General features: G+C 69.2%; 22 protein-coding genes. 10 read left to right on the top strand and 12 right to left on the bottom strand.

Features of this window, described 5'->3' with window-relative positions:
* A partial coding sequence (locus ACNFOC_RS27740) for a serine/threonine-protein kinase (protein WP_416961814.1) occupies positions 1-1674 on the top strand: 1674 nt, incomplete at its 5' end.
* A 3-nt stretch (positions 1675-1677) separates the two neighbouring features.
* Here the strand turns inward: ACNFOC_RS27740 and argS are convergent.
* Positions 1678-3447, bottom strand: a complete 1770-nt coding sequence (argS, locus tag ACNFOC_RS27745) for an arginine--tRNA ligase (RefSeq protein ID WP_416961815.1) — start codon at positions 3445-3447, stop codon at positions 1678-1680.
* Between the two features lie 299 nt (positions 3448-3746).
* Here argS and lysS point away from each other — a divergent pair, with 299 nt between their 5' ends.
* On the top strand, positions 3747-5495 hold the full coding sequence (lysS, locus tag ACNFOC_RS27750; RefSeq protein WP_416961816.1) for a lysine--tRNA ligase: 1749 nt from the start codon (positions 3747-3749) through the stop codon (positions 5493-5495).
* A gap of 48 nt (positions 5496-5543) precedes the next feature.
* Here the strand turns inward: lysS and ACNFOC_RS27755 are convergent, their stop codons facing one another.
* The 3 genes from ACNFOC_RS27755 to ACNFOC_RS27765 form a co-directional block, all read right to left on the bottom strand.
* Positions 5544-6881: a DUF2637 domain-containing protein gene (locus ACNFOC_RS27755; protein ID WP_416961834.1), complete on the bottom strand. Its 1338-nt coding sequence runs from the start codon at positions 6879-6881 to the stop codon at positions 5544-5546.
* A 193-nt stretch (positions 6882-7074) separates the two neighbouring features.
* Complete coding sequence (locus ACNFOC_RS27760; protein WP_416961817.1) at positions 7075-7965, bottom strand: DUF3558 domain-containing protein; 891 nt, start codon at positions 7963-7965, stop codon at positions 7075-7077.
* A 118-nt stretch (positions 7966-8083) separates the two neighbouring features.
* Positions 8084-8950, bottom strand: a complete 867-nt coding sequence (locus tag ACNFOC_RS27765) for a DUF3558 domain-containing protein (RefSeq protein ID WP_416961818.1) — start codon at positions 8948-8950, stop codon at positions 8084-8086.
* Between the two features lie 260 nt (positions 8951-9210).
* Between ACNFOC_RS27765 and ACNFOC_RS27770 the strand changes: the two genes are divergently transcribed.
* Positions 9211-10404: an RtcB family protein gene (locus tag ACNFOC_RS27770; RefSeq protein ID WP_416961819.1), complete on the top strand. Its 1194-nt coding sequence runs from the start codon at positions 9211-9213 to the stop codon at positions 10402-10404.
* Positions 10405-10451: 47 nt separating this feature from the next.
* On the opposite strand, the gene ACNFOC_RS27775 is transcribed toward ACNFOC_RS27770, so the two are convergent.
* Complete coding sequence (locus tag ACNFOC_RS27775) at positions 10452-11246, bottom strand: LAGLIDADG family homing endonuclease (protein WP_416961820.1); 795 nt, start codon at positions 11244-11246, stop codon at positions 10452-10454.
* A gap of 409 nt (positions 11247-11655) precedes the next feature.
* Between ACNFOC_RS27775 and ACNFOC_RS27780 the strand changes: the two genes are divergently transcribed.
* Both ACNFOC_RS27780 and ACNFOC_RS27785 read left to right on the top strand, forming a co-directional pair.
* Positions 11656-13023: a hypothetical protein gene (locus tag ACNFOC_RS27780; protein WP_416961821.1), complete on the top strand. Its 1368-nt coding sequence runs from the start codon at positions 11656-11658 to the stop codon at positions 13021-13023.
* A gap of 58 nt (positions 13024-13081) precedes the next feature.
* Positions 13082-14455: an alpha/beta hydrolase family protein gene (locus ACNFOC_RS27785; protein ID WP_416961822.1), complete on the top strand. Its 1374-nt coding sequence runs from the start codon at positions 13082-13084 to the stop codon at positions 14453-14455.
* 48 nt (positions 14456-14503) lie between these two features.
* On the opposite strand, the gene ACNFOC_RS27790 is transcribed toward ACNFOC_RS27785, so the two are convergent.
* The 3 genes from ACNFOC_RS27790 to ACNFOC_RS27800 all read right to left on the bottom strand — a co-directional run bounded on the left by ACNFOC_RS27790 (position 14504) and on the right by ACNFOC_RS27800 (position 15911).
* Positions 14504-14698: a hypothetical protein gene (locus ACNFOC_RS27790; protein ID WP_416961823.1), complete on the bottom strand. Its 195-nt coding sequence runs from the start codon at positions 14696-14698 to the stop codon at positions 14504-14506.
* Positions 14698-15474, bottom strand: a complete 777-nt coding sequence (locus ACNFOC_RS27795; RefSeq protein ID WP_416961824.1) for an SDR family NAD(P)-dependent oxidoreductase — start codon at positions 15472-15474, stop codon at positions 14698-14700. The genes ACNFOC_RS27790 and ACNFOC_RS27795 overlap by 1 nt, the downstream gene beginning before the upstream one ends.
* 101 nt (positions 15475-15575) lie before the next feature.
* Positions 15576-15911: a YnfA family protein gene (locus ACNFOC_RS27800; protein ID WP_026151077.1), complete on the bottom strand. Its 336-nt coding sequence runs from the start codon at positions 15909-15911 to the stop codon at positions 15576-15578.
* A gap of 125 nt (positions 15912-16036) precedes the next feature.
* On the opposite strand from ACNFOC_RS27800, the gene ACNFOC_RS27805 reads away from it, so the two are divergent.
* The 3 genes from ACNFOC_RS27805 (at position 16037) to ACNFOC_RS27815 (ending at position 17868) form a co-directional block, all read left to right on the top strand.
* Complete coding sequence (locus ACNFOC_RS27805; RefSeq protein WP_416961825.1) at positions 16037-16522, top strand: hypothetical protein; 486 nt, start codon at positions 16037-16039, stop codon at positions 16520-16522.
* 110 nt (positions 16523-16632) lie between these two features.
* A complete protein-coding gene (locus tag ACNFOC_RS27810; RefSeq protein WP_416961826.1) occupies positions 16633-17106 on the top strand; it encodes a MarR family winged helix-turn-helix transcriptional regulator in 474 nt (157 codons plus the stop codon).
* A gap of 204 nt (positions 17107-17310) precedes the next feature.
* The gene (locus ACNFOC_RS27815) at positions 17311-17868 is read left to right on the top strand and encodes a hypothetical protein (RefSeq protein WP_416961827.1); all 558 of its coding nucleotides are present in this window, start codon (positions 17311-17313) and stop codon (positions 17866-17868) included.
* Here the strand turns inward: ACNFOC_RS27815 and ACNFOC_RS27820 are convergent.
* From ACNFOC_RS27820 to ACNFOC_RS27835, 4 genes are all read right to left on the bottom strand, one after another.
* Entirely contained in the window at positions 17837-18517 is a 681-nt protein-coding gene (locus ACNFOC_RS27820) for a response regulator (protein WP_416961828.1), read from the bottom strand. The genes ACNFOC_RS27815 and ACNFOC_RS27820 overlap by 32 nt on opposite strands.
* Positions 18514-19710: a sensor histidine kinase gene (locus ACNFOC_RS27825; RefSeq protein WP_416961829.1), complete on the bottom strand. Its 1197-nt coding sequence runs from the start codon at positions 19708-19710 to the stop codon at positions 18514-18516. Before ACNFOC_RS27825 ends, ACNFOC_RS27820 begins: the two co-directional genes overlap by 4 nt.
* Positions 19711-19829: 119 nt before the next feature.
* A complete protein-coding gene (locus ACNFOC_RS27830; RefSeq protein WP_416961830.1) occupies positions 19830-21293 on the bottom strand; it encodes an MFS transporter in 1464 nt (487 codons plus the stop codon).
* 59 nt (positions 21294-21352) lie between these two features.
* Positions 21353-22174 carry a DUF6597 domain-containing transcriptional factor gene (locus ACNFOC_RS27835; RefSeq protein ID WP_416961831.1) on the bottom strand — a complete coding sequence of 274 codons (822 nt, stop codon included), beginning with the start codon at positions 22172-22174 and terminating at the stop codon, positions 21353-21355.
* 192 nt (positions 22175-22366) lie between these two features.
* Here ACNFOC_RS27835 and ACNFOC_RS27840 point away from each other — a divergent pair, with 192 nt between their 5' ends.
* Positions 22367-23479 (top strand): LLM class flavin-dependent oxidoreductase, encoded by a 1113-nt coding sequence (locus ACNFOC_RS27840; protein ID WP_416961832.1) that lies wholly within the window; start codon positions 22367-22369, stop codon positions 23477-23479.
* Entirely contained in the window at positions 23476-24072 is a 597-nt protein-coding gene (locus ACNFOC_RS27845; protein ID WP_416961833.1) for an FMN reductase, read from the top strand. Before ACNFOC_RS27840 ends, ACNFOC_RS27845 begins: the two co-directional genes overlap by 4 nt.
* The last annotated feature ends 38 nt before the right edge of the window (positions 24073-24110 follow it).

Consider the following 24110-nt stretch of genomic DNA (forward strand, 5'->3'; position numbering starts at 1 on the left):
GGGCAGGTGTGGGCCGCTCAGGACGAGCGGATGCGGCGGGATGTCGCGGTCAAGGTGGTCCACCCGCAGTACGGCATGGACGAGGCGGAGACACAGGCCCGGTTCCAGCGTGAGGTGCAGTTGGCGGGGCGGCTGTCCCACCAGAACATCGTCACCGTGCATGACTGGGGTGAGGTGGTGGTGGACGGGCGCCGGACGCTCTTCCTGGTGATGGAGCTGGTGCACGGGGTCCCACTGCACCGGCGGCTGGTCGAGTCCACGCCGGCGTGGCCGCTCGCGGTGGGGTGGGGTGCGCAGATCGCGGAGGCGCTGCACGCGGCGCACACCGAGAGTGTCGTCCACCGGGACATCAAACCGGCCAACGTGCTGCTCACGCCCGACGGGACGGTGAAGGTCCTCGACTTCGGGGTCGCCAAGTTCATGGGCGAGACCATCGGGGCGCGTGAACTGACGGTGACGGGCGTGCCGTTGGGGTCGCCACCGTACATGTCCCCGGAACAGGCGGACGGTGACCGGGCCATCGACCACCGGAGCGACCTGTACTCGCTGGGGTGCCTGCTCTATCACGCGGTGACGGGGCGGCCGCCGTTCACGGGGAGCAGTCAGTGGGCGGTGCTGCGGAAGCAGATGGAGGCGGTGCCGGACCCTCCGGGGGTGTACGCGGAGGGGCTCCCGTCTTCTTTGAGCGACCTCATTCTCAGCCTGCTCGCGAAGCGACCGGAGGACCGTCCCGCGGATGCCGCCGCCGTCTACGAGGCGCTGAGCACGCTCCTGGCCGACCACGTCGTCACCGACCCCCGCGGGGGCACCCTGGACGCCACGCAGTTGGGGCGCACGCACTCCGTCTCCGGGAAGCTGCTGAAGCGGGCGTGGGAGTTGTTTCAGTGGACGGAGTGGAACAGGGCGACTCAGCGGGAGGAGGCGGAGGCGCAGTTGGCGAGAGCCCGCGCGGACGCCGAACGCCTGGTGAACGAGGCATCTCAGCAGGTCGCCAAGATGGCGGACTCCGGCCGGATGCTGGCCGACAGTACGGTCGCGCAGGCGATTACGGAGGCCGAAGAACTGCGCGTCAAGTCCGTCAAGGAGGCCGAGAGGATCCGCGCGGAGGCGCGCAAGGACGCCGTCCAGCGGATCGAGGAGGCGGCCAGGACCGCCGCGGAACTGCTCGGCAAAGCCCACACCGATGCGAGCGAGATCCACCAGACGGCCACGACCGAGGCCGAGAAGGTCCGCAGGGAGGCCATCGACAGGGCCACCACCCTGCGGCGGCAGGCCGAGGTGACCCTGGAGCGGACCCGCACCGAGGCCGAGAGGCTCCGCGAGGAGGCGCGCGAGGAAGCGCGCAGGGAGGCCGTCCGGCAGATCGAGGAGGCGGCCAGGACTGCCGAGGAACTGCTGGACAAGGCGAAGGCCGACGCGGACGAGATGCGTCGGCTGCCCATGAACCCGGCGGAGCAGGTGATCGCGGCGAAGCTCGGCGCACCCGGTGCGGATCCCGTCGCGGACGAGATCGCGCGGCTGGCGCGGAACGGGGCGAGGCTCGCGCAGGAGAACCAGTTGATGCTGAAGAAACTTCAGGAGGAGGAACGGCTTGAACAGCTCCGAAAGGAGGTCCAGCGCGCCAACTCCGCCCAGAACGGCGGGCAGCCCGGGCCGCCCGCCGAACCGGCCTAGGGGTCAGAGCCGCTCAGGCGTCCTGATCCCCAGCAGCCCCATCCCCCGCTGCAACGTCCGAGCCGTCAAGTCCACCAGGAACAGGCGGTTCTCGACGACCTCCGGCGCGTTGTCCGGGGACAGCACGTGGCACTGGTCGTAGAACGTCGTGAGCGCGGACGCCAGTTGGTACAGGTACGCCGTCAGCTTGTGCGGGGCGTACTCCTTGGCGGCCTCCGCCACCACCTCGCTGAACTGGTCCAGGTGCAGGCCCAACGACCGCTCCGCCGGGGCCAGTTCCAGCTCCGGGTGGGCAACCGGGCGGGCCTCGCCGGCCTTGCGGAGGATGGACTGGATGCGGGCGTAGGCGTACTGGAGGTACACCGACGTGTCGCCGTTCAGGGAGACCATCTGGTCGAGGTCGAACTTGTAGTCCCGCACCGCGGACGTCGACAGGTCGGCGTACTTCACCGCGCCGATGCCCACGTAACGGCCGTTCTCCTCGATCTCCCGCTCGGTCAGGCCCACCTTCTCGGCCTTCTCCCGTACGACCGCGGTGGCGCGCTGGACCGCCTCGTCGAGGAGGTCCTCCAGCTTCACCGACACGCCCTCACGCGTCTTGAACGGCTTGCCGTCCTTGCCGAGGATCGTGCCGAAGGCCAACTGGTACGCCGTCACGTCGTCGTTGAGCCAGCCGGCCCGCCGCGCGGTCTCGAAGACCATCTTGAAGTGCAGGGACTGGCGGACGTCGACGACGTACAGGAGGTTGGTCGCCTTGAGGTTGAAGACACGGTCCCTGATCGCGGACAGGTCCGTCGCCGCGTAGCCGTAGCCGCCGTCGGACTTGCGGACGATCAGGGGGACCCGGTTGCCGTCCGGGCCCTTGATGTCGTCGAAGAACACGCACAGCGCGCCGTCCGAGATCTCCGCGACGCCGGACTCCTCCAGCAGGCGGCACGTCTCGTCCAGCATGTCGTTGTAACCCGACTCGCCGACGATGTCCGCGTCCCGGATCTCCATGTCCAGCTTCTCGAAGACGGAGAAGAAGTAGATCTTCGACTCGTCCACGAACTTCTGCCAGGCGGCGAGGGTCTGCGGGTCGCCCGCCTGGAGTTCCACCACCCGGCGCCGCGCCCGCGTCTTGAACTCCTCGTCGGAGTCGAAGAGTTTGCGCGCGGCCTTGTAGAGACGGTCGAGGTTCGACATCGCCTCCTCGCCGGTGACGTCCGCGTCCGCGTGGTCCAACTCGCCCGGGTGCTCGTCCAGATACTGGATCAGCATGCCGAACTGGGTTCCCCAGTCGCCGATGTGATGCCGCCGGACCACCGACTCGCCGGTGAACTCCAGGAGTTGGACGACCGCGTCGCCGATCACCGCGGAACGGAGGTGACCGACGTGCATCTCCTTCGCCACGTTCGGCTGGGCGTAGTCGATGACCGTCGTGCCCGGGTGCGCGGCGAGGGGTACGCCGAGGCGGGCCGTGTCGTCGGCGTAGCGCGCGGCCAGGGTCTCGGTGATCGCGCGGTCGGAGATCGTCACGTTCAGGAAGCCGGGGCCGGAGACCTCGATGTCCTCGATCACGTCGCCGGTGACGACGTTCGCCACGACCTGCGTCGCCAGCTCCCGGGGGTTGGCCTTGGCCTTCTTGGCGAGGGCGAGGATGCCGTTCGCCTGGAAGTCGGCACGGTCGCTACGTCGCAGCAGGGGGTCCGCGTCGGCCTCCGGCAGGGTTGCCGTGAGGGCGTTCGCGAGGCGCGCGTGGACGAGATCGGTGAGCGACGTGACCGAGGTCATGGGGTGGGAGCCGTTCTCCTTGAGGGGCTGATGGATGTGGCCAGTATCCCACGCGGGGCAAAGCGAGTTTTCGGCTGCGGGCCCGGTGGGGGCTGGTCGCGCCCCGCGGCGGAGCCGCATATCGATACAGCCCCGCGCCCCTTGAAGGCGGCTGCGCCGCCATCCAAGGGCGCCACCCCTCCGGTGTCTCGCACAGTCACGGGCTTGGAAAAGGCGTTTTCGTGGATGTGGGCTCGCCTGGGACAATGAAACGGTCAGTCGTGCGACCGTACCGGCTGCCCCGTGCCAGAAAGAAGGACGTGCCGATCGTGGCTCAGAGCACCGAGACCACCGACTGGGTCTCCCGTTTCGCGGATGAGGTCATCGAGGAGTCGGAGCGTCGGGCCCCGGGCAAACCGGTCGTCGTCGCCTCCGGGCTCTCGCCCTCGGGCCCCATCCACCTCGGCAACCTGCGCGAGGTCATGACCCCGCACCTCGTCGCCGACGAGATCCGCCGCCGGGGCCACGAGGTCCGGCACCTCATCTCCTGGGACGACTACGACCGCTACCGCAAGGTGCCCAACGGGGTGGAGGGGACCGACGCCAGCTGGGCCGAGCACATCGGGAAGCCGCTGACCTCCGTACCGGCCCCGAAGGGCTCCGCTTACCCGAACTGGGCCGAGCACTTCAAGGCCGCCATGGTCGCCTCCCTCGCCGAGCTGGGCGTGGAGTTCGACGGGATCAGCCAGACCGCGCAGTACACCTCCGGGGTGTACCGCGAGCAGATCCTGCACGCCATGAAGCACCGCGGTGACATCGACGCGATCCTCGACCAGTACCGCACCAAGAAGGCCCCGGCCAAGAAGCAGCAGCAGTCGCAGAAGGCCGTCGACGCCGCCGAGCTGGAGGCCGAGGCGGGGTCCGGCGCGGCCGAGGAGGACGACGGCAGCTCCGGTTCCGCCGGCTACTTCCCGTACAAGCCCTTCTGCGGCAGCTGCGGCAAGGACCTCACCACCGTCACGGCGTACGACGACGACACCACCGAGCTGACGTACGTCTGCACCGAGGACGGCTTCACCGAGACCGTCCTGCTCAGCGAGTTCAACCGCGGCAAGCTGGTCTGGAAGGTCGACTGGCCGATGCGCTGGGCCTACGAGGGCGTGATCTTCGAGCCGAGCGGTGTCGATCATTCGTCCCCCGGCTCCTCCTTCCAGGTCGGTGGGCAGATCGTCGGGATCTTCGGCGGCGAGCGGCCCATCGGGCCCATGTACGCCTTCGTCGGGATCAGCGGCATGGCCAAGATGTCCAGCAGCAAGGGCGGGGTCCCCACCCCGGCCGACGCGCTCCAGATCATGGAACCGCAGCTGCTGCGCTGGCTCTACGCCCGCCGCCGCCCCAACCAGTCCTTCAAGATCGCCTTCGACCAGGAGATCCAGCGGCTCTACGACGAGTGGGACAAGCTGGACGGGAAGGTCGCGGAGGGCGCGGCCCTGCCCGCCGACCTCGCCGCGCACTCCCGTGCCGTGCGCACCGCCGCCGGTGAACTCCCGCGCACGCCCCGCCCGATGCCGTACCGGACCCTCGCGTCCGTCGCCGACATCACCGCCGGAGCCGAGGACCAGACGCTGCGCATCCTCAGCGAACTCGACCCCGCCGACCCGCTGTCCACCCTCGACGAGGTCCGCCCGCGGCTCGACAAGGCCGAGGCCTGGATCAACACGCACGTCCCCGCCGACCAGCGGACCATCGTGCGCGACGAACCCGACACCGAACTCCTCAAGTCCCTCGACGAGCCCTCCCAGCAGTCCCTGCGACTCCTGCGCGACGGCCTCGCCGACCACTGGTCCCTGGACGGCCTGAGCCACCTCGTCTACGGCGTCCCCAAGGTCCAGGCCGGCTTCTCCGCCGACGCGACCGCCAAGGAACTCCCGCCGGAGATCAAGACCGCCCAGCGGACGTTCTTCGCCCTCCTCTACCACCTGCTGGTCGGTCGTGACACCGGGCCGCGTCTGCCCACGCTGCTGCTCGCGGTCGGGCAGGAGAGGGTGCGGAGGCTGCTGGGGGAGTAGGAACACGGCAATGACGAAGGGCCCTCTTCCGAGGGCCCTTCGTTCGTTTCAGGCGATGTGCTCTTCTTCGAGTTGTGCCGCATGGCGGGTGGTGAAGCGGGTCACCATCCGGTCGGCCTCGCGTGATGGCAGCCTGATGCTGTACGTCGCCTCGACGTCATCCCTGAACTGGCCCGCGGTGGGATAGCCGCTGCCGCCGTTTATCGACTTCTTGAAGACGAGGTAGAAGTCTTCGTCGGTCGGCTCCGTGCCGCCGCCCTCACCCAGCTCACGGGTACGGCCCGGGCCCGCCGGGATCGGGAACGTGCCGGTGTCCTCGGGCGAGGGCTCCGGCTCGGGGAGCGGCGACTCCTCGAACTGCTGCCGGGGGAACGCCTGTTGCTGCGGGAACGGCTGCTGTTGCTGCTCGAACCGCTGCTGTTCCTCCTCGTACTGCTGGAACTGCTCGGCCTGCTGCTGCTCCGCGTACCACTGGCGGTAGGCCGTGTCCGGGTCGTACGTCGGGTCGTAGCCGCCCTGGTACGCCACCGTCTGCGGGTCCCGTGCCTGGAGCCACTGGCTCTGCGGCTCGGGGCGGTCCTCCGGCTGCTCGGGCTGCTGGTGCGCCTCGGCGGCGGGGAGCTGCTCGCGGACCGGTGCCGGGGCGTTCTGGACGGCCGGTGCCGTCGGCTGCTCCTGCTCGCGAGCCGGCTCCAACTGCGGTGCCGGGGGCAGCAGTACGGGTTCGATGCCCGCCGCCGCGAGGCCCGAGGGGGCCGTCTCCGCGAGGGGGACGCCGTAGCGGGCCAGGCGCAGCGGCATCATCGACTCCACCGGGGCCTTGCGGCGCCAGGCGCGGCCGAAGCGGGAGTGCAGGCGGGCCTGGTAGACGAGGCGGTCCTGCTCCAGCTTGATGACCTGCTCGTAGGAGCGCAGCTCCCACAGTTTCATGCGGCGCCAGAGCAGGAACGTCGGGATGGGGGAGAGCAGCCAGCGCGTGAGCCGGACGCCCTCCATGTGCTTGTCGGCGGTGATGTCGGCGATCCGGCCGATCGCGTGCCGGGCCGCCTCCACCGAGACCACGAACAGGATCGGGATCACCGCGTGCATGCCGACACCGAGCGGGTCGGGCCAGGCCGCGGCGCCGTTGAACGCGATCGTCGCGACCGTCAGCAGCCATGCCGTCTGGCGCAGCAGCGGGAAGGGGATCCTGATCCAGGTCAGGAGCAGGTCGAGGGCGAGCAGGACGCAGATGCCCGCGTCGATGCCGATCGGGAAGACGTACGCGAAGTTCCCGAAGCCCTTCTTCAGGGCGAGTTCGCGCACGGCGGCGTACGAACCGGCGAAGCCGATACCGGCGATGACGACCGCACCGGAGACCACTACGCCGATGAGCACCCGGTGCATACGTGTGAGCTGAATGGGCGCGGACACCCGGACTCCCCTCCCCTTACATGTTGTTGCGCGCAACAGGGTGGCACATGTGTGCGGCGTCCTGGGTGCCGGTCTGTCAGGAGCCCGGTCCCCAAAGGGGCCGGGCTCCGTCAAAACGCTTCATTGACCTGCGAGTTGAGGCTCGAACGTGACGTGGATGTGACGGTCAGCTCTTCTTCGTGGCCGAGGGGGAAGGAGAGGCGCTCGCGGTCTTGGAGGCCGACTTGGACGCCGACTTGGAGGGCGAGGGGGACGCCGGTGCCGAACTGGAGCCTGTGTCCGTGCCGGTGCCGTTGGCCGACGTGACCGCCGCCACCGCCTCCTTCACGGCCTTCTCCGCCGCCTTCGTCAGCGTGTCCGCGCTCGGCGCCTTCTCGCCCGCGAGGCCCGCGCCGTTGTAGTCGATCGTGACGACCACGTTCTCGACCCGCGCCACCACCGTCTGCTGCTTGAAGGAGCCCTCCTTCTTCTTCAGGTCGTAGCGCACCGCCGTCGCCTCGTCGCCCGCACCCGCGACCGGCTCCGACTTGGCGTTCTTCGCGCCGGTGACGGACTGCGCCTCCTGCACCTGCTTCGCGTAGTACGCGGCGGCCAGCTTGTCGCCCTCGCCCTGCGTCTGCGAGGAGTCGAACCGCAGCAACGACACGTTCAGCCAGCGGAACTGCGAACCCTTGACCCCGTTGTTGTCCAGACTCGTCCAGGAGCAACTGCCGCGCGACGCCGTGTCGCTGGACGTGCCCTCCTTGCCCGACTTGGCGCCCTTCGGCACCAGATCGGTCAGCGTCTTCTTCGACAGCACCGCACACGGCTCGGGCAGCTTCTTGTACGCCGCCGCCTGCACCGTCGGAGCGGCGGTGGCATCGGCGGACGTCGTCGCACCGAGGCCGGCCGTCTCCTTGCCCGCGCCGTCGTCGGAGCCGGAGTCCGAGGAGCAGCCGGCCGCGATCAGCATCACCGGGACGGCGGCCGCGCAGACAAGGAGGCGGCTCAGACGCTTCGCCCGCTGCTGGTCACTGTGCTCTCGCTGTGCTGGTTGATGCATGGTTCCTTCACTCATGACGCTCGTGGTTCCTGCCGTCGGATCGGGTCCGAGGGGCCACGGTACGCGGTGAGTCAGCTGTGGGGTCTCCGTTCACGGCCTTTGCGCGACCCCGCGAACGGCACCCGCGAACGCCCTAACCGTTGAGCGAGTCGGCCAGCTGCGCGGCCAGTTTCCGCGCCCTGTCCTGCATCTTCTGGCTGTCCGGCACGACACCGACCGTCGCCGGCTGCTCCTCGTACTCGATGGTCACAATGACGTTGGACGTGCGAAACACCACAGTCACCGTGCGCTGCTGAGCGGTGGATCCGGAACTGCTCAACGCGTCGTCGAGGAACGCCTCGTCGCCGAGACCGGAGAGGACGCGGGGTTCGAGACCGGTGGGGGAGGCGGAGACCGAAGCGGAGGAGGAGGCGGAGTTCGAGCCGGAGGAGGACGCCGAGGCGGAGGACGTGGGGGTGGCGGACGCGGAGGGTGTCGCGGAGTCCGAGGCCGACGCCGAGTCGGACGCCGACGCCGACGCGGAATCCGACGCCGTGGCGCTCGCCGTCGGCTCCGGGAGGTCCGCCGCCGTCTCCTTCGTCGCGAAGATCGTCTGCGCCTGGCTGTCGTCGCTCACGGCGTTGTCGTAGGACACCACCCGCTCGAAGTCGACCAGCAGGTGGTCGGTCGCGTCCGTGGACTCCACCTTCCAACGGCAGCCCACCTTGCGGTCCGTGTCGTACGTCAGGGTCGCCTCGCCCGCGTACGCCGCCTCGCGCTGCTCCGCGTCGGCGATCTGCTTGATGCCGGGGAGCAGGGAGTCGAGCGTGGTCTGGCTGACCGCCCCGCAGGGTTCGGGGAGCGTGCGGTACTTGCCCGGCTGGGCCACCGCCGTCGACGTACCGGCCTCGCCCGGGTTCGCGTCGTCCGTCGTACCACTGTCGGCCGAGCCGCTCGTGCAGCCGGCCAGCAGCGCCACGAGGAGCGCGGCGGTGCCGGGTACGTACGCCTTCCGCTGCACGGTCGGGCTCCTCTCGACGGTGTGTCGGGTAGGGAGGTGTCGGGTGTCTTCTCTGCCCCTCGACCCCTTGAACGATCCAGGGTCTGCCAGTGTCCCCGCTGGTTAATCGCTTGCCGCACCGGGGGACCCCCTGGAGACAATGTGTATCGCACGTACAGCTGTGGACGCCGGTCCGCTGTCCCTTTCGTTGACCTTGGCGCCGGTTTTGCGATGTATGACTTTTGACTTTTTTTGATTGTTTCCGGGGGAATGAGGACGATATGTCGTACGTGGAGATGCCGGGCGCGAAGGTACCGATCCGTATGTGGGCCGACCCGGCGACGGTCGAGGAGGGCGCGCTCCAGCAGCTGCGCAACGTCGCGACCCTGCCGTGGATCAAGGGCCTGGCGGTCATGCCGGACGTGCACTACGGCAAGGGCGCGACGGTCGGTTCGGTCATCGCGATGCGGGGTGCGGTATGCCCGGCGGCGGTGGGGGTCGACATCGGCTGCGGGATGTCCGCGGTGAAGACGTCACTCACGGCGAACGATCTTCCCGGCGATCTGTCGCGGCTGCGGTCGAAGATCGAGCAGGCGATTCCGGTGGGGCGGGGCATGCATGACAGTCCTGTGGAGCCGGGGCGGTTGCATGGGTTCGCCACGGCTGGGTGGGAGGAGTTCTGGGGGCGGTTCGAGGGGGTTGCGGATGCGGTGAAGTTCCGGGAGGAGCGGGCCACCAAGCAGATGGGGACCCTCGGCAGCGGCAACCACATGCTTGAGGTCTGCCTTGACCAGTCGAATTCTGTCTGGCTCATGCTGCACTCTGGGTCCCGGAACATCGGCAAGGAGCTGGCCGAGCATCACATCGGCGTGGCTCAGAAGCTTCCGCACAATCAGGGACTGGTCGACCGCGACCTCGCCGTCTTCATCTCGGACACTCCGCAGATGGCGGCGTACCGCAACGACCTGTTCTGGGCGCAGGAATACGCGAAGTACAACCGCACGATCATGATGGCGCTCCTGAAGGACGTGATCCGCAAGGAGTTCAAGAAGGCGAAGCCGACCTTCGAAACGGAGGTCAGTTGTCACCACAACTACGTTGCCGAGGAGCGCTACGAGGGCATGGACCTGCTCGTGACCCGCAAGGGAGCGATCCGGGCCGGCTCCGGTGAGTACGGGATCATCCCGGGCTCGATGGGCACCAGCTCGTACATCGTGAAGGGTCTCGGCAACGAGAAGGCCTTCAACTCGGCCTCGCACGGGGCGGGTCGGCGTATGAGCCGTAACGCGGCGAAGCGGCATTTCACCGTTCGGGACCTGGAGGACCAGACACGGGGCGTGGAGTGCCGTAAGGACTCCGGCGTGCTGGACGAGATCCCGGGTGCCTACAAGAACATCGATCAGGTGATGGCGCAGCAGCGGGACCTCGTCGAGGTCGTGGCGAAGCTGAAGCAGTTCATCTGCGTGAAGGGCTAGGCGCGGAGATGGGCGCGGCGATGTATGCCGCGCCCATCGTGCGTTGCTCAGTCCGGCAGTGGTGCCAGGCCATGCAGCAGTTTCCATCGGCGTGTCTGGCAAGGGCTGTTGGAGTAACCCAGCTCGGCGGCTGCGGCGGCGATGGTCGGTGCCGACAGCAGGATCCGGTCCATCTCAGGCGTCCACTGGATTCGCGGAGGCCTGCGTTCCATGCCCGCAGGGCGGATCCAGGAAGCGAGCGACTGGGCGGCGTTGTGCTTCCGCTCCAGTGAGAGGCAGCCCGGGTAGTAGAAGTGAGCTGCCAGTCTTTGGGCGATCTCCTTCGTGTAGAGGACGTTGTGGATGTCGTCGCGGGTGTTGCGCTTGATGAGGCGCTCGGCGCCCGTGACCTCCTGCGCGTAGTGGCCCAGGTAGGTGGCGATGGCCGTGCTGGCCGTGGTGAGGGAGACGAAGGGGAAGCCCTTGCTCATATAGCCCACCGAGCCGTCTGCGTCGATGACACCGCGTAGGTAGTCGCGGTGTGAGAACTCACCGCGGGGTGGCGCTATCGTCGTTGACTTGCGGCCGTAGGGCAGACCGAGGTCGTTGAGCGTGGTCCGAGCTTCGAGAGAGCACAGAGTCCACGTGGCCGAGTGGTGGGCCTTGGCGAAGTTCGTCGACCGCGTGCGCTCGGTGATGCTGCTGTTGTACGGCGTCAGCTTCTGGAACTCGTGCAGGAGACCGATGTCCCGCGCGCTGATCTCGACCGTCAACCGCCCTCGTTGCCTCGACTGTTGGGACAGATGCCCGTCCGCCTGCAAGAACCCGAACATGTACGCGTACCCAGGGACCCGCAGGTCCATGAACTGGTGAGCGATAGGCTCGCAATCAGCCACAGGGAAGCTCCACTTCCGTGCTGGTCAGGCCCTCGGTCGGGACTGCAATCCCGACTGAGGGCCGTCGTGTTGATGTTGTGGCGCGAGCCTAGGTCGACCGTTCGGACACCGTGCGGGTGATCGATACGGTTCACTCGTGTGGGTGAACCGAGGGGTGTGCGGAAAGTCAAGGTGGCGGTCGCTCTGAGATCTCTCTGGAGTCGCTGTGAATTCGCGCCCTATTGCTGTGAATCCCAGCCATCGCCGCATGTCAAAATGCATGCTCAATTCGTGAAAGCATTGGTTGCACGCGCCCCTTATTGCTGGCCTCGAAATTCGCTGTGATGCTGCCCCGGAGTTGATCCGACCCCACCCGCAGCGTCTCGGAGGACAGCACATGCTTGAGCGGCACCAGAATCAGAGCGAGTTGAGTCGGCGGACCGTCGTGGCCGCCGGGGCGGTCGGCGCCCTCGCGGCGACCGCCCTCGGTAGTGCCACCTCGGCCCAGGCCGCCACGCAGGCTTCCGGTGGGCTGAAGGTCGGTGTCGGTAAGGCCGCGTTCACGCCCGCCGCCTCGCTGTTGCCGCTGGACAACTTCACCGCCGTGCACGACGACCTGAACGTCCGTGTCCTGCTGGTGGAGTCCGGTTCCCGGAGTATCGCGCTGGCCGTGCTGGATCTGACCTCGATCAGCGCGGAGGCGATCGCGTTGATGCGGGACGCCATCACCGCGGCCTCGGGTGTGACCACCGCGAACATCATGGTCACCGTCACGCACTGCTTCTCCGCGCCGCATGTGCAGGCGAGTTCGTCGTCGGCCGGGGCTGCCGCGTACGTCCAGAACATCGTCGCCGCGACCAAGTCCGCCGTCGCCGACGCCGTGAAGAACCTCCAGGACGCCGAGGTCGGCTACGGCTCCGGCCGAGTTGACGTCAACGTCAACCGCAACGTCCTCACCGCCGACGGCTATTGGCTCGGTGTGAACGAGCAACTGCCGTCGGACAAGGGCGTGTACGTCGCCCGCTTCAACGATCTCGACGGCAACCCGATCGCCGTCCTGGCCAACTACAACGTCCAGTCCTGCGTGATGCAGGACTCCGTCATGGCCGACGGCACCCTGCCGATCACCGCCGACCTCGCCGGCGCGGCCATGACGCACGTCGAGGCGCAGTACTCCGGTGCCGTCGGGTTCTGGCTGGTGGGCGCGTGCGGTGACCAGTTCCCGGCGTACCGCTCGAAGCGGTACACGATCGACAAGGACAAGGGCTGGACCTACGGCGTCGATCTGCACGACGCCGGGTTCGCGCTGCTGACCGCGCAGGGCGAGCGGCTCGGGAACGAGATCGTGCGGGTGGCGCAGGGGATCGGCAAGTACGAGAGCGGTAAGCAGGTCGTGGTGCGGCTCGTGACTGATGACATCACGACGACCCAGGTCACGGGTCCCCAGGCCAGCGCGCCCACCAAGACCGTCACCTTCACGCCCACCGGCACCGCCCAGGTGCCGCTCTGGGTCTTCCAGGTCGGCAAGGGTGTCTTCGCGGGTGTGGAGCCGGAGCTGTCCACCACGACGGCGACCTCGATCCGTGAGAACTCGTCCTTTTCCAGCACGTTCGTCATGTCGATGTTCGAGGGCGGCGCCAAGAACATGCCCGACAAATGGAATTTCGACCACGTCACTTATGCGGCGGTCGACGGTTTCTATATCGAGGGCACGGCGGACAAGGCGGCCTCTCGAATCGGGCGCATCATCAAGTCCCTGAACTGAGGTGTGGAAAATGACGACAAGGCGCGCTTTCTTAGCGCGGGTTCTGGGGTCGTCGGCAGTGGTTGTGTCGGGCCTGGCGGCCTGTGACTCGGGTTCGGACGACTCCGGGAGCGGCAGCGGCCATGTCAAAGGTGCCACCGCGATCACCAAGGTCTACGGCGACGGCCAGAAATTCATCGCGGTGGCCGTCGAGTACGACACCGACATCGACACGTCCACGCTCTCGGTGTCCTCCTTCAAGGTCGAGGGCCGTACGGTCACCAAGGTCTACGCCAACTCCCGCGCGGCGACGGCCGATCAGGGCACCGACGGCACGTACGTCATCGTCGAACTGTCTCCCGACGACGACAGCGCCCTGCTGTGGGGAGGCGTGGGGTCGGGCGGCGGGGGTGCACCCGGGACCGCCCAGCCGTCGGCTTCGGCTTCGGCGTCGAGTGAGCCCTCGGCGTCCGCTCCCAGCAGCCCCTACGTCATCCCCGGTCCGCAGGTGGGCTCGACGGGCGGACCGGCCACCATCAGGGCGGCGAAGGGCACCGTCACCCAGGCCGGCACCGTCACGACCACCGGCGGCACGGGCTACGCCGCCGGCGACACCAAGGTCAGCACCAGCAGGACGGTGAACCTGATCGTCGACGACTTCGAGCAGTTCACGTACAAGGACTCGAAGACCGGCAGATCGCTGCCGTACAACCTCTACATCCCCAAGGACTACGACCGGACCAAGTCCTATCCGCTCGTCCTCTTCATGCACGACGCGAGCCTGATCACCACCACTGTGCGGGCGACGCTGGTACAGGGCCTGGGCGCGGTGTGCTGGGCCGCCCCCGAGGACCAGGCCAGGCGTCCGGCGTTCGTGCTGGCGCCCCAGTACCCGGAGGTGGTCGTCGGCGACGACTACAAGCCGACGACGCTCTTCGACACCACTGTCGACCTGGTCGAGGAGCTGACCGGCAAGTACAGCATCGACACCGATCGCCTGTACTCCACCGGCCAGTCCATGGGCGCGATGATGACCCTCGGCCTGAACATCAAGTACCCCGACCTCTTCGCGGCCTCATGGGTCGTCGCCGGCCAGTGGCCCTCCGGCCAGGCCGCGCCGCTGGCGAAGAAGAACCTCTGGGTCACCGTCTCGCAGGGCGACACCAAGGCGTATCCCGGAGAGAACGCCATCATGGCCGTCGTCGAGAAGGCCGGGACGAAGGTGAGCCGCGCGGTCTGGGACGGCCGGTCGACCGCGACGGAGTTCGCCGCGGACGTCAAGGCGATGGAGGCCAAGGACACGACGGTCAACTACGCCACGTTCAAGAAGGGATCGACCCTGGCCGGAGGGCAGGCGAACGCGAACGGCGTCGAGCACAACTCGACGTGGCCGATCGCCTACACCATCGAGGGCATCCGGGAGTGGATCTTCAAGCAGCGGAGGTCCGGCTAGCGGAGGGCCGGGTAGCGGAGGACCGGAAGGCCAACTGGTGAGCCCCGCCTACTTGTTCGGGGCGTGCATCACCGCGTAGATCATCACGAACGCGACGAGGTGGATGCCGAAGAGGAAGTAGCCGAGGAAGTACCAGACCTTGCGTTCGTTCCTGGTCTCCTCGGCCAACCGGCGCTTGTCCATGGCCTCTTGGGAGTTGTCCGGGCCAACTGGACCGGACGGGCCGCCCTCTTCGTCGGGCATCACAGCTCCCTGTGGACCTTGGTGTTCGAGGCCTGGGCGCGGGGACGGACGACGAGGAGGTCGATGTTGACGTGGCTGGGACGGGTCACCGCCCAGGTGATCGTGTCGGCCACGTCGTCCGCCGTGAGGGGCTCGGCGACGCCCGCGTAGACCTTCGCCGCCTTCTCCGCGTCGCCGCCGAAGCGGGTCAGCGCGAACTCGTCCGTCCTGACCATGCCGGGCGCGACCTCGATGACCCGCACCGGGGTGCCGACGATCTCCAGGCGCAGCGTCTCGGCGAGGACGTGGGCGCCGTGCTTGGCGGCGACATAGCCCGCGCCGCCCTCGTACGTGCCATGTCCCGCCGTGGAGGAGACGACCACGACCGTGCCGTCGCCGCTGGCAGTGAGGGCGGGGAGGAGGGCCTGGGTGATGTTCAGGGTGCCGAGGACGTTCGTCTCGTACATCGTGCGCCAGTCGGCGGGGTCGCCGGTCGCGACCGGGTCGGCGCCGAGTGCGCCGCCCGCGTTGTTGACGAGGACGCCGATCGTCTTGAAGGCGGTCGCGAACTCGTCGACGGCGGCGCGGTCGGTGACGTCCAGGGCGTACGCCGTGGCCTGGCCGCCGTTCGCGTTGATCTCCTCGGCGAGCGCCTCGATGCGGTCCTTGCGGCGGGCGGTGAGGACGACGCGGTAACCGGCCGAGGCGAGCTGCCGGGCGGTGGCGGCGCCGATTCCACCGCTCGCCCCGGTGACGACCGCGATACGGGAGGCGGCGGACGGTGCGGCGGTGGCCATGAGCTGCTCCTCGGGACGGATCAACGAGATCGATCGTATGGATCAACGAGATCGTGTGTACGACTCCGTCCAGGATAGGGGGCCGGTTCCGGGGGTCCGGGTCAGTTCCCCCTGGGCGCCCACATGATCACGGCCATCCCGGCCAGGCAGATCAGGGCGCCGGTGATGTCCCAGCGGTCGGGCCGGTAGCCGTCCGCGACCGCGCCCCAGGCCAGCGAACCGGCGACGAAGATCCCGCCGTACGCCGCGAGGATGCGGCCGAAGTGGGCGTCGGGCTGGAAGGTGGCGACGAAGCCGTAGACGCCGAGGGCCATGATCCCGCCGCCGATCCACAGCCAGCCGCGGTGTTCGCGGACCCCCTGCCAGACCAGCCAGGCGCCGCCGATCTCGAAGACGGCGGCGACGACGAAGAGGGCGGCGGAGCGCAGGACGAGCATGGCCGCCATCACATCACGCGGTCTGTCACCTGATGGACGGCGCCTGTCGCACGCTCCGCGTGGGATACATCCGTACGACCACGGTGGCGTGGTGCAAGGGCGCGGCGTACTGAGGAGCGGATGGCATGCGGGTACTACGGGTACTACGGATTCTTGCTGTAGGGGCTGCCGCGCTGGCGGTGACGGGCGCGGCCCCCGGCCTGCCCGCTCACCCGGACGTCCCGGGCCCGGAGGCGGATCTCGCGTATCACGGCTCCGCCACCATGACCGCCGGCCGGGTGGACGTCCGGTTCACCCCGCGCAACCACGGCCCGTCCGCGGTGCCCGACGCGACGGTACGGCTGCGCTGGTCGAAGCCGCTCGCGGACCGGCAGACGCTGCCGGAGGGGTGTGCGCGGTCGGGGGAGCGGGTGGTGGTGTGCCGGACGGGGGCGCTGGCCGCGGACGCGGTGGGCGAGCGGATCGAGCTGCGGGTAGGGCTGCGGGACACGTCCTCCGAGGTGCTGCTGGAGCTGGACACGGTGTGGGGCGGGGGCGCGGTGGACGGGAACCGGGCCAACGACCAGCAGCGGGTGCTCGTCCTGGACACCGGTGACACCTACTACTTCTGAGCCACACCCGTAGTACCGCGGAGCCACGCCCGCGAGCGCGTCGTACGATCTCGATCTCCGCACGTCACATACGGCACGTACGGAACCGCACAGGCGACGAGGGGTACGACATGTCCGGGAACGCGCGGGCGCGGCTGCTGGACGAGTTGTCCACCGTCTCGCGCCGGTACATGGCGTCGTACGCCCTGTTCAACCAGGCCGTCGCCGACCGCCTGGGGCTGCACCCCACCGACTTGCAGTGTCTGAACCTGCTCACGCTGGAGGCCGGGCCCGTGACGACGGGCCGGGTCGCCGAGCTGACGGGGCTGACGACCGGGTCGGCGACGCGGCTCGTGGACCGGCTGGAGCGGGCGGGGTACGTCGTCCGGGAGCGGGACGCGGAGGACCGGCGACGGGTGCTGGTGGCGACCGTGCCGGAGAAGATCACCGAGTTCGGGCGCATGTGGAACCGGCTCGGCGGCGGCTGGTTCACCCTCTTCGACGAACTCGGCGACGCCGAACTCGCCGTGATCGTCGGCCACATGAGGCGGACGGTGGAGTTCAGCGGCCGGCAGATCGCGCGGTTGCGGGCGGGGGACGTCTAGCGCCGGGGCACTGAAACAGCGCCGGGGCACTGAAAAAGGGCGGTCGCCGGGTGGTCCCCGAGGGGCCCTAGGGGGTCGCTCCACCTTGCGTCTCCACCCGGATTTCCACCCGTGGGTCCGGGAGCTTTTCCGGCATCGGCGGGAGAGTCGGTCTCAGGAAATCGCGCGGCGGGCAGACCGCCGGAGACCGAGGAGTGCGACGTCATGACGGACATGGAGCAGGCGCTGACGATCAGCGGGGGCATCTTCGCGGTGATGATGCTGACGCAGTACGGGCGCCGGAAGTACGACCTGCACAAGGTGCTGATGCCGATCGGCACGGTGTCGGCGGTCGGCTACTTCTATCTGAAGGGGATGCCCACCCAGCACGTCGACATCGTGGTCTATCTGGTGGGTGCCGCGATCGGGCTGGCCTGCGGTGTCGTCGCCACGTTCACCACCGGCGTGGAGCGGGACCCGGCCTCGGGTCACGTCCACACCCGGTGCGGTGCGGGGTTCGTGGCGATCTGGACGGCGGTGGTCGCCCTGCGCGTCGCGTTCATCTACCTCGCCGAGCACAACACCTCGTTCCGCGACCACCTCGGCACGTTCATGGCGGAGCACCAGATAGTGCAGGACGCCATCGCCCCGTTCTTCGTCATCATGGCGCTGGCCATGGTCCTCACCAGGGTGTTCCTGCTGCTGGCCCGTGTGCGGTTCCTGGCGCCGGCCGGGGCCCCCGGAGAGGCCCTCACCCAGGGGTCTTCACCAGTCCGTGGATGAACGCGTACTTCACGGCATGCGCCCGGTCCCGCAGATGTGCCTTGGAGAAGAGGTTGTTGATATGAGTCTTCACCGTGGCCTCGCTGACCACCAGCCGCTCGGCGATGCCCCGGTTGGTGAGGCCCTCGCCGATCAGCGTGAGCACCTCGACCTCCCGGGGTGTGAGATCCGGGGCGAGTCCCGCGCCCGAGCGCTCGACGGGGGCGCCGCCCCGCGCGGCGGCGGCCACGAGCCGGTCCCGTACGGCGGGGTCGAGCACGGACTGCCCGGCCGCCGCGACCCGTACCGCGCGGGTGATGTCCTGCCGGCCGGACTCCTTGGTGAGGTAGCCGCGGGCGCCAGCGCCGAGCGCGGCGAGGATGTACTCCTCGTCGGCGAAGGTGGTGAGCACGACGACGGCGACCTGGGGGAAGCGCTCGGTGAGCAGCCGGGTGGCCTCGACCCCGTCCATCCGCGGCATGTTGAGGTCCATCAGGATCACGTCCGGGGAGTGCTCCTCGGCGGCCCGCACAGCCTCCCCGCCGTCCTTCGCCGTCGCCACGACCTCCACGCCGGGCTGGAGATCCAGTACGGTCGCCAGCGCCTCACGGACCGCGGTCTGGTCGTCGGCCACGACGACCCGTACAACGGCCTGCTGTTCGTCGCTCATGCGGGGATCACCACGCGCACTCGCCATCCTCCTGCGTCGTCGCCGTCCACGATCGGCCCGGCCGTGACCGTGCCGCCCACCAGGTCGAGGCGCTCGCGCATCCCGACCAGCCCCATCCCGCTCCCGGCACCGGCCAGGGGCCGCGAGCCTTCCGGCGGCGCGGAGTTGACCACCTCGAAGACGGTCTCCTCCGGGACCTGCTCCGGAACCTGCTCCGGTGGCTTCCGCTGTTCCACGTACTCCAGGCGCATGCGGACCGGGGCGCCGGGCGCGTACTTGTGCGCGTTGGTCAGCGCCTCCTGGGCGCAGCGCACGATCACCTGGGCGAGGCGGACGGGCAGTTCACGCGGCGGCCCGTCGACGGTCAGCGTACCGGCGTCCGACCCGGACGCGAGCAGGGACCGCAACGTCTCCACCAGCGGCAGCGCGTCCTCGCGCAGGTCCCCGACCGTGCGCTGCACCTCGGTCAGCCCCGAGCGCACCAGGCTCTGCGCCCGCTGGGCCGCCTGCCGGGCCCGTTCGACGTCACCGGACTCCAACAGGGCGTCGGTGACCTCCAGTTGCATGTTCACCCCGGCCAGCGAGTGGGCCAGCACGTCGTGCACGTCCCGGGCGATCCGGGCCCGCTCGGCGAGCGCCTCGGCCCGCGCCTCCGCCCGCGAGGCCAGCTCGGCCTGCTCGGCGGCGGCCCGCGCGGAGCGCAACGCGGCGGTGTGGGAGCGGTTGGAGATACCGACCAGCACGCTGACACCGGTGAAGGCGCCCACGATCCACGAGGTGCCGTGGCCGCTCCACGGCATGAGCAGCGCACTCGCGCACAGGGCGCTGGTGAGCGCCGCGAAGGGCACCGCGAGGCGGGCTTCGATGCGGTATCCGGCATGGCCGGTCACGAAGTACGCGAACAGGGCCGACGCCCCGGACCGGTCCAGGCTCATCAGCGCGGCCGCCCCGACCGACCAGGCGCACAACACGGCGAGCTGCGCGCGGGGCGGGAGCCGTCCCTCGGGGATGAGCCGCGTGCACAGCAGCAGCGACTCCAGGACCAGCAGGCACAGCACCGCGAGTCCGGTACCGGACGTCCCGATCGGGCGCACCGTGATCGCGCCGACGGTGATGGCGGCGACGGTACCGAAGACCTGGACGGGGTTGTTGTCCGCCGTCAACCACCGGGTCACGGCCTGAGTTCGGTTCACCGTGGCTCTCTTCCCGCTGTTCGTCGGCGCTGTCGCTGTTGCTGTCGTTGTCGTCCGGCCGCTGCGAAAGCTACCAGCGTGACCGTCGGCGATCAGCCCGGTCAGCCCGGTCAGCCCGGTCAGTGACCATGGTCCACCGGTGCCGTGCGCGGCAGCAGTCGTACGAGACACAGGCACAGGGCGACGGCAGCGCCGACCACGCCCAGGCTCACGAGCAGGGCATGGGTCGTACCACCGCCAACTGCTTTGAAATACACGGTGGTTACAGCCGCCGCACCGATCGCGTTGGCCAGTTGCTGCACCGCGTTGAGCGAGCCGCTGGCGCTGCCCGCCTCGGCCGGTTCGATGTCGCCGATGGTGATGTCGTAGACCGTGCCGAAGCAGGTGCCCATGCCGAGCCCGATGAGGAAGAGCGGCGGGACGAGGGACCAACCGCCAATGCCGGTACCGGAGTTGGCGGCCAGCGCGGCGAGGTGGCCGCAGCCGGTGAGGATGATCAGCAGGCCTGTGGTGGCGAGGCGGCGGCCGTGGCGGTGGACGAGCCGGTAGCAGGCGATCGAGGCGACGACGATGCCGGCGGAGAGCGGGACGAGGCCGAGGGCGGTGCCCGCGGGGGAGCGGCCGAGGCCTTGTTGGAGGTAGAGGGAGATGACGTAGAGGAGTCCGGCGACGGCGGCGAAGGCGACGACGCCGAGGAGCAGGCCCGCGGTGAAGCCGCGGTTGTGGAGGAGCGAGGGGCGGATGAGCGGGTCGGGTGCGGTGCGCTGGCGATAGCAGAACCCGGCGAAGAGGGTGACACCGAGGAGCAGGAGGGCGAGCGTGGCTCCCGTCCAGCCGTGCTCGGAGCCGTGGATGATCCCGCCGAGGAGGCCGAGCATGGCGCCCGCGATCAGGGCCGAGCCCGGGCCGTCGACGGGGGCGGTGCCGTCGCCGGTGTCGCGGGGGAGGAGGCGTAGGGCGGCGAGGAGGGCGGCGCCGCCGAGGAGGAGGTTGATGAGGAACATGGGCCGCCAGCCGAGGCCGCCGAGATCGGCGTCGACGAGGAACCCGGCGAGGATCGGCCCGCCCACCGCCGACAGCCCCATCACGGGCCCGAACAGGCTGAACGCCTTGCCGATCTGGTCGCGCGGCCAGCTCGCGCCGAGGATGCCGAAGCCCTGCGGGATGAGGAGCGCCCCGAACGCGCCCTGCACCAGCCGGGCGACGACGAGGAAGACGGGACCGGGCGCGAGTCCGCAGGCCAGAGAGGCGACGACGAACCCGGCGAGCCCGACGAGGAACAGCCGCCGCCGGCCGTACCGGTCACCGAGCCGCCCGCCGGGGACGAGGAGGACACCGAGGGCGAGGGCGTAGGAGGCGCCGAGCCACTGGACGAGGGCGGGGCCGCCGCCGAGGTCCCTCGTGATGGTCGGGGCGGCGATGTTGGTGATCGTCGAGTCGAGGAGGTCGAGGACGTCTGCGGCGAGGACGACGGCGAGGATCGCCCAGCGGGTGCGGGCGGGGAGGGGAGGAGGTTTTTCCGGGCCTTCGGGCTCTCCGGGTTCTCCGGGATCATCACTTGTGTAATGCAGTATCTGTGTCACGCAGATAAATGTGTGTGAGGAGCCCTTCGCCGGTCAACCGGATTAACGCGATGCGTTGGTCACTGCACGCCCTGCACGCCCTGCACGCCCTGTGCGTACGCCGTCGGTGTCACCCCGACCGTCGCCGTGAAGTCGCGGACCAGGTGGGCCTGGTCGGCATAGCCCAGGTCGGCGGCCAGCCCCGCCCAGTCCACGGGCTCCTCGGCGCCAGCCCGCTCCAGGGCCTCGTGGATGCGGTAGCGCAGGATGACCCACTTGGGTCCGACGCCGACGTACGCGGCGAAGAGGCGTTGCAGCAGTCGTACGGACAGGCCCTCGGCGTGGGCGAAGTCGGTCACGCGGCGGATCGTGCGGTCGGTGCGGATGCGGTCGACCAGGGTGGTCGCGAGCTCGGCCTGCGGGTCGGGGTGGAGATCGAGGGTGAGGAGGAAGGAGTCCAGGGCGGCGACGCGGGCGCTCTCGTCGGCGGGGCCGAGGATCGTGGCGGGGTCGGTGTCCGGGAACACGTCGGGTTGCCGGACCCGCAGCCCGGTCCACTCGGAGACGGGCCGGTCCGTGGCGACGGTACGGAAGGCGCCGGGCCGGAACTTGATGCCGCAGACGCGTCCCCGCCCCTCCAGTTTCTGGGCGAAGAGGCCGTGCGGGATACCCGCGACCTCGACGAAGGCGTCCTCGCCGGCGAGGTGCTGGAAGACGATGTGCACGGCCGGGTGCGGGACGACGTGGGAGACGTAGGGCTCGGTCAGGTCCCAGTCGATCAGCCAGTAGTGCTCGACGTACGGGCGCAGGGGCGGGGCAGGTTCGGGGCGGCGGAAGCGCACGCGGGCGAGGAGTTCGGCGGGGTCGACGATTCCTCGGGTGTCGCGGTGCGGGGCAGCCATGAGGGGATCGTAGGACGAGCCACTGACAACGGCCGGAAGACGGCGACGGTGGCCGCGCGGAACGGTCGCGGTGACCGCGCGGAACGGTCGCGGTGGTGGGCGGAGCGGTCTCGGTGGTGGGCGGAATATGTGCGGCGGGGTGGCCGTTGGAGGGTATAGTTGAACAATCAACAACCTGGAGGGTGAACGACCATGCAGTTCGGGATCTTCAGCGTCGGCGACGTCACACCGGACCCGACCACCGGACGGACGCCGACCGAGCGCGAGCGCATCAAGGCCATGGTCGCCATCGCGCTGAAGGCCGAGGAGGTCGGGCTCGACGTCTTCGCGACCGGGGAGCACCACAACCCGCCGTTCGTGCCCTCGTCGCCCACCACGATGCTCGGCTTCATCGCGGCCCGGACCGAGAAGCTGATCCTCTCCACCTCCACCACCCTCATCACCACCAACGACCCGGTGAAGATCGCGGAGGACTTCGCGATGCTCCAGCACCTGGCCGACGGACGCGTGGACCTGATGATGGGCCGCGGCAACACCGGCCCGGTCTACCCCTGGTTCGGGCAGGACATCCGCCAGGGCATCAACCTCGCCATCGAGAACTACGCCCTCCTGCGCCGCCTGTGGCGCGAGGACGTCGTGAACTGGGAGGGCAAGTTCCGCTCCCCGCTCCAGGGCTTCACGTCGACGCCGCGCCCGCTGGACGACGTACCGCCGTTCGTCTGGCACGGTTCGATCCGCAGCCCCGAGATCGCCGAGCAGGCGGCCTTCTACGGCGACGGTTTCTTCCACAACAACATCTTCTGGCCCGCCGACCACACCAAGCGGATGGTCGAGCTGTACCGGGAGCGGTACGCGCACTACGGCCACGGCACGGCGGAGCAGGCGATCGTCGGGCTCGGCGGCCAGGTGTTCATGCGCAAGAACTCGCAGGACGCGGTGAGCGAGTTCCGCCCGTACTTCGACAACGCGCCGGTCTACGGCCACGGGCCCTCCCTGGAGGACTTCACCGACCAGACCCCGCTCACCGTCGGCTCGCCGCAGGAGGTCATCGAGAAGACCCTCGCGTTCCGGGACTACGCCGGTGACTACCAGCGCCAGCTGTTCCTGCTGGACCACGCCGGGCTGCCGCTCAAGACGGTCCTGGAGCAGCTCGACCTGCTGGGCGAGGAGGTCGTACCGGTGCTGCGCAAGGAGTTCGCGGCGAACCGCCCGGCGGACGTGCCGGAGGCCCCGACGCACGAGTCGCTGAAGTCCGCCAAGGCCGCCGCATCGGAAAGGGCTTCGGAAGGGGTGACCGTCGCATGAAGCTCGTAGTCGTCTCGGCGGGGCTGAGCGTGCCCTCGTCCACGAGGCTGCTGGCCGACCGGCTGGCAGCGGCGGTGGACCGGAAGACCCCGGTCGACATACAGGTCGTGGAGCTGCGTGACCTCGCCGTCGAGATCGCCCACAACCTCACCAACGGCTTCCCCGGCAAGAAGCTCGCGGCCGCTCTCGACGCGGTGACCCAGGCGGACGGGCTCATCGCCGTCACGCCGGTGTTCTCGGCGTCGTACAGCGGACTGTTCAAGTCCTTCTTCGACGTACTGGAGAAGGACGCGCTCGCCGGAAAGCCGGTGCTCATCGCGGCGACGGGCGGCAGTGCCCGCCACTCCCTGGTACTGGAACACGCCCTCCGTCCCCTCTTCGCCTACCTGCGGGCGGTCATCGTCCCGACCGCGGTGTACGCGGCCTCGGAGGACTGGGGCGCGGAGGGGCTGCCGGAGCGGATCGAGCGGGCGGCGGGGGAGTTGGGTGCGCTGATGAGGGGCCTGTCGGCAGCCCGCCCGGCGAGCGAGCCGACGGTCGTACCCTTCGCCGACCAACTGGCGGCACTCAATATCAGCCCGTCCGGCGTTTGAGCCCGTGCACACGCCATCCCGATCCCCCACCCACCCGC

It is taken from the genome of Streptomyces colwelliae (assembly GCF_048158785.1).
GTDB lineage: Bacteria > Actinomycetota > Actinomycetes > Streptomycetales > Streptomycetaceae > Streptomyces.

Excerpts from the sequence above, each read along its gene's own strand:
- argS (WP_416961815.1), bottom strand. The coding sequence starts at position 3,447 with ATGACCTCGGTCACGTCGCTCACCGATCTCGTCCACGCGCGCCTCGCG.
- ACNFOC_RS27755 (WP_416961834.1), bottom strand. The coding sequence starts at position 6,881 with ATGCACCGGGTGCTCATCGGCGTAGTGGTCTCCGGTGCGGTCGTCATC.
- ACNFOC_RS27760 (WP_416961817.1), bottom strand. The coding sequence starts at position 7,965 with ATGAGTGAAGGAACCATGCATCAACCAGCACAGCGAGAGCACAGTGAC.
- ACNFOC_RS27770 (WP_416961819.1), top strand. The coding sequence starts at position 9,211 with ATGTCGTACGTGGAGATGCCGGGCGCGAAGGTACCGATCCGTATGTGG.
- ACNFOC_RS27775 (WP_416961820.1), bottom strand. The coding sequence starts at position 11,246 with ATGGACCTGCGGGTCCCTGGGTACGCGTACATGTTCGGGTTCTTGCAG.
- ACNFOC_RS27780 (WP_416961821.1), top strand. The coding sequence starts at position 11,656 with ATGCTTGAGCGGCACCAGAATCAGAGCGAGTTGAGTCGGCGGACCGTC.
- ACNFOC_RS27790 (WP_416961823.1), bottom strand. The coding sequence starts at position 14,698 with ATGCCCGACGAAGAGGGCGGCCCGTCCGGTCCAGTTGGCCCGGACAAC.
- ACNFOC_RS27795 (WP_416961824.1), bottom strand. The coding sequence starts at position 15,474 with ATGGCCACCGCCGCACCGTCCGCCGCCTCCCGTATCGCGGTCGTCACC.
- ACNFOC_RS27800 (WP_026151077.1), bottom strand. The coding sequence starts at position 15,911 with ATGCTCGTCCTGCGCTCCGCCGCCCTCTTCGTCGTCGCCGCCGTCTTC.
- ACNFOC_RS27805 (WP_416961825.1), top strand. The coding sequence starts at position 16,037 with ATGCGGGTACTACGGGTACTACGGATTCTTGCTGTAGGGGCTGCCGCG.
- ACNFOC_RS27810 (WP_416961826.1), top strand. The coding sequence starts at position 16,633 with ATGTCCGGGAACGCGCGGGCGCGGCTGCTGGACGAGTTGTCCACCGTC.
- ACNFOC_RS27815 (WP_416961827.1), top strand. The coding sequence starts at position 17,311 with ATGACGGACATGGAGCAGGCGCTGACGATCAGCGGGGGCATCTTCGCG.
- ACNFOC_RS27820 (WP_416961828.1), bottom strand. The coding sequence starts at position 18,517 with ATGAGCGACGAACAGCAGGCCGTTGTACGGGTCGTCGTGGCCGACGAC.
- ACNFOC_RS27835 (WP_416961831.1), bottom strand. The coding sequence starts at position 22,174 with ATGGCTGCCCCGCACCGCGACACCCGAGGAATCGTCGACCCCGCCGAA.
- ACNFOC_RS27840 (WP_416961832.1), top strand. The coding sequence starts at position 22,367 with ATGCAGTTCGGGATCTTCAGCGTCGGCGACGTCACACCGGACCCGACC.
- ACNFOC_RS27845 (WP_416961833.1), top strand. The coding sequence starts at position 23,476 with ATGAAGCTCGTAGTCGTCTCGGCGGGGCTGAGCGTGCCCTCGTCCACG.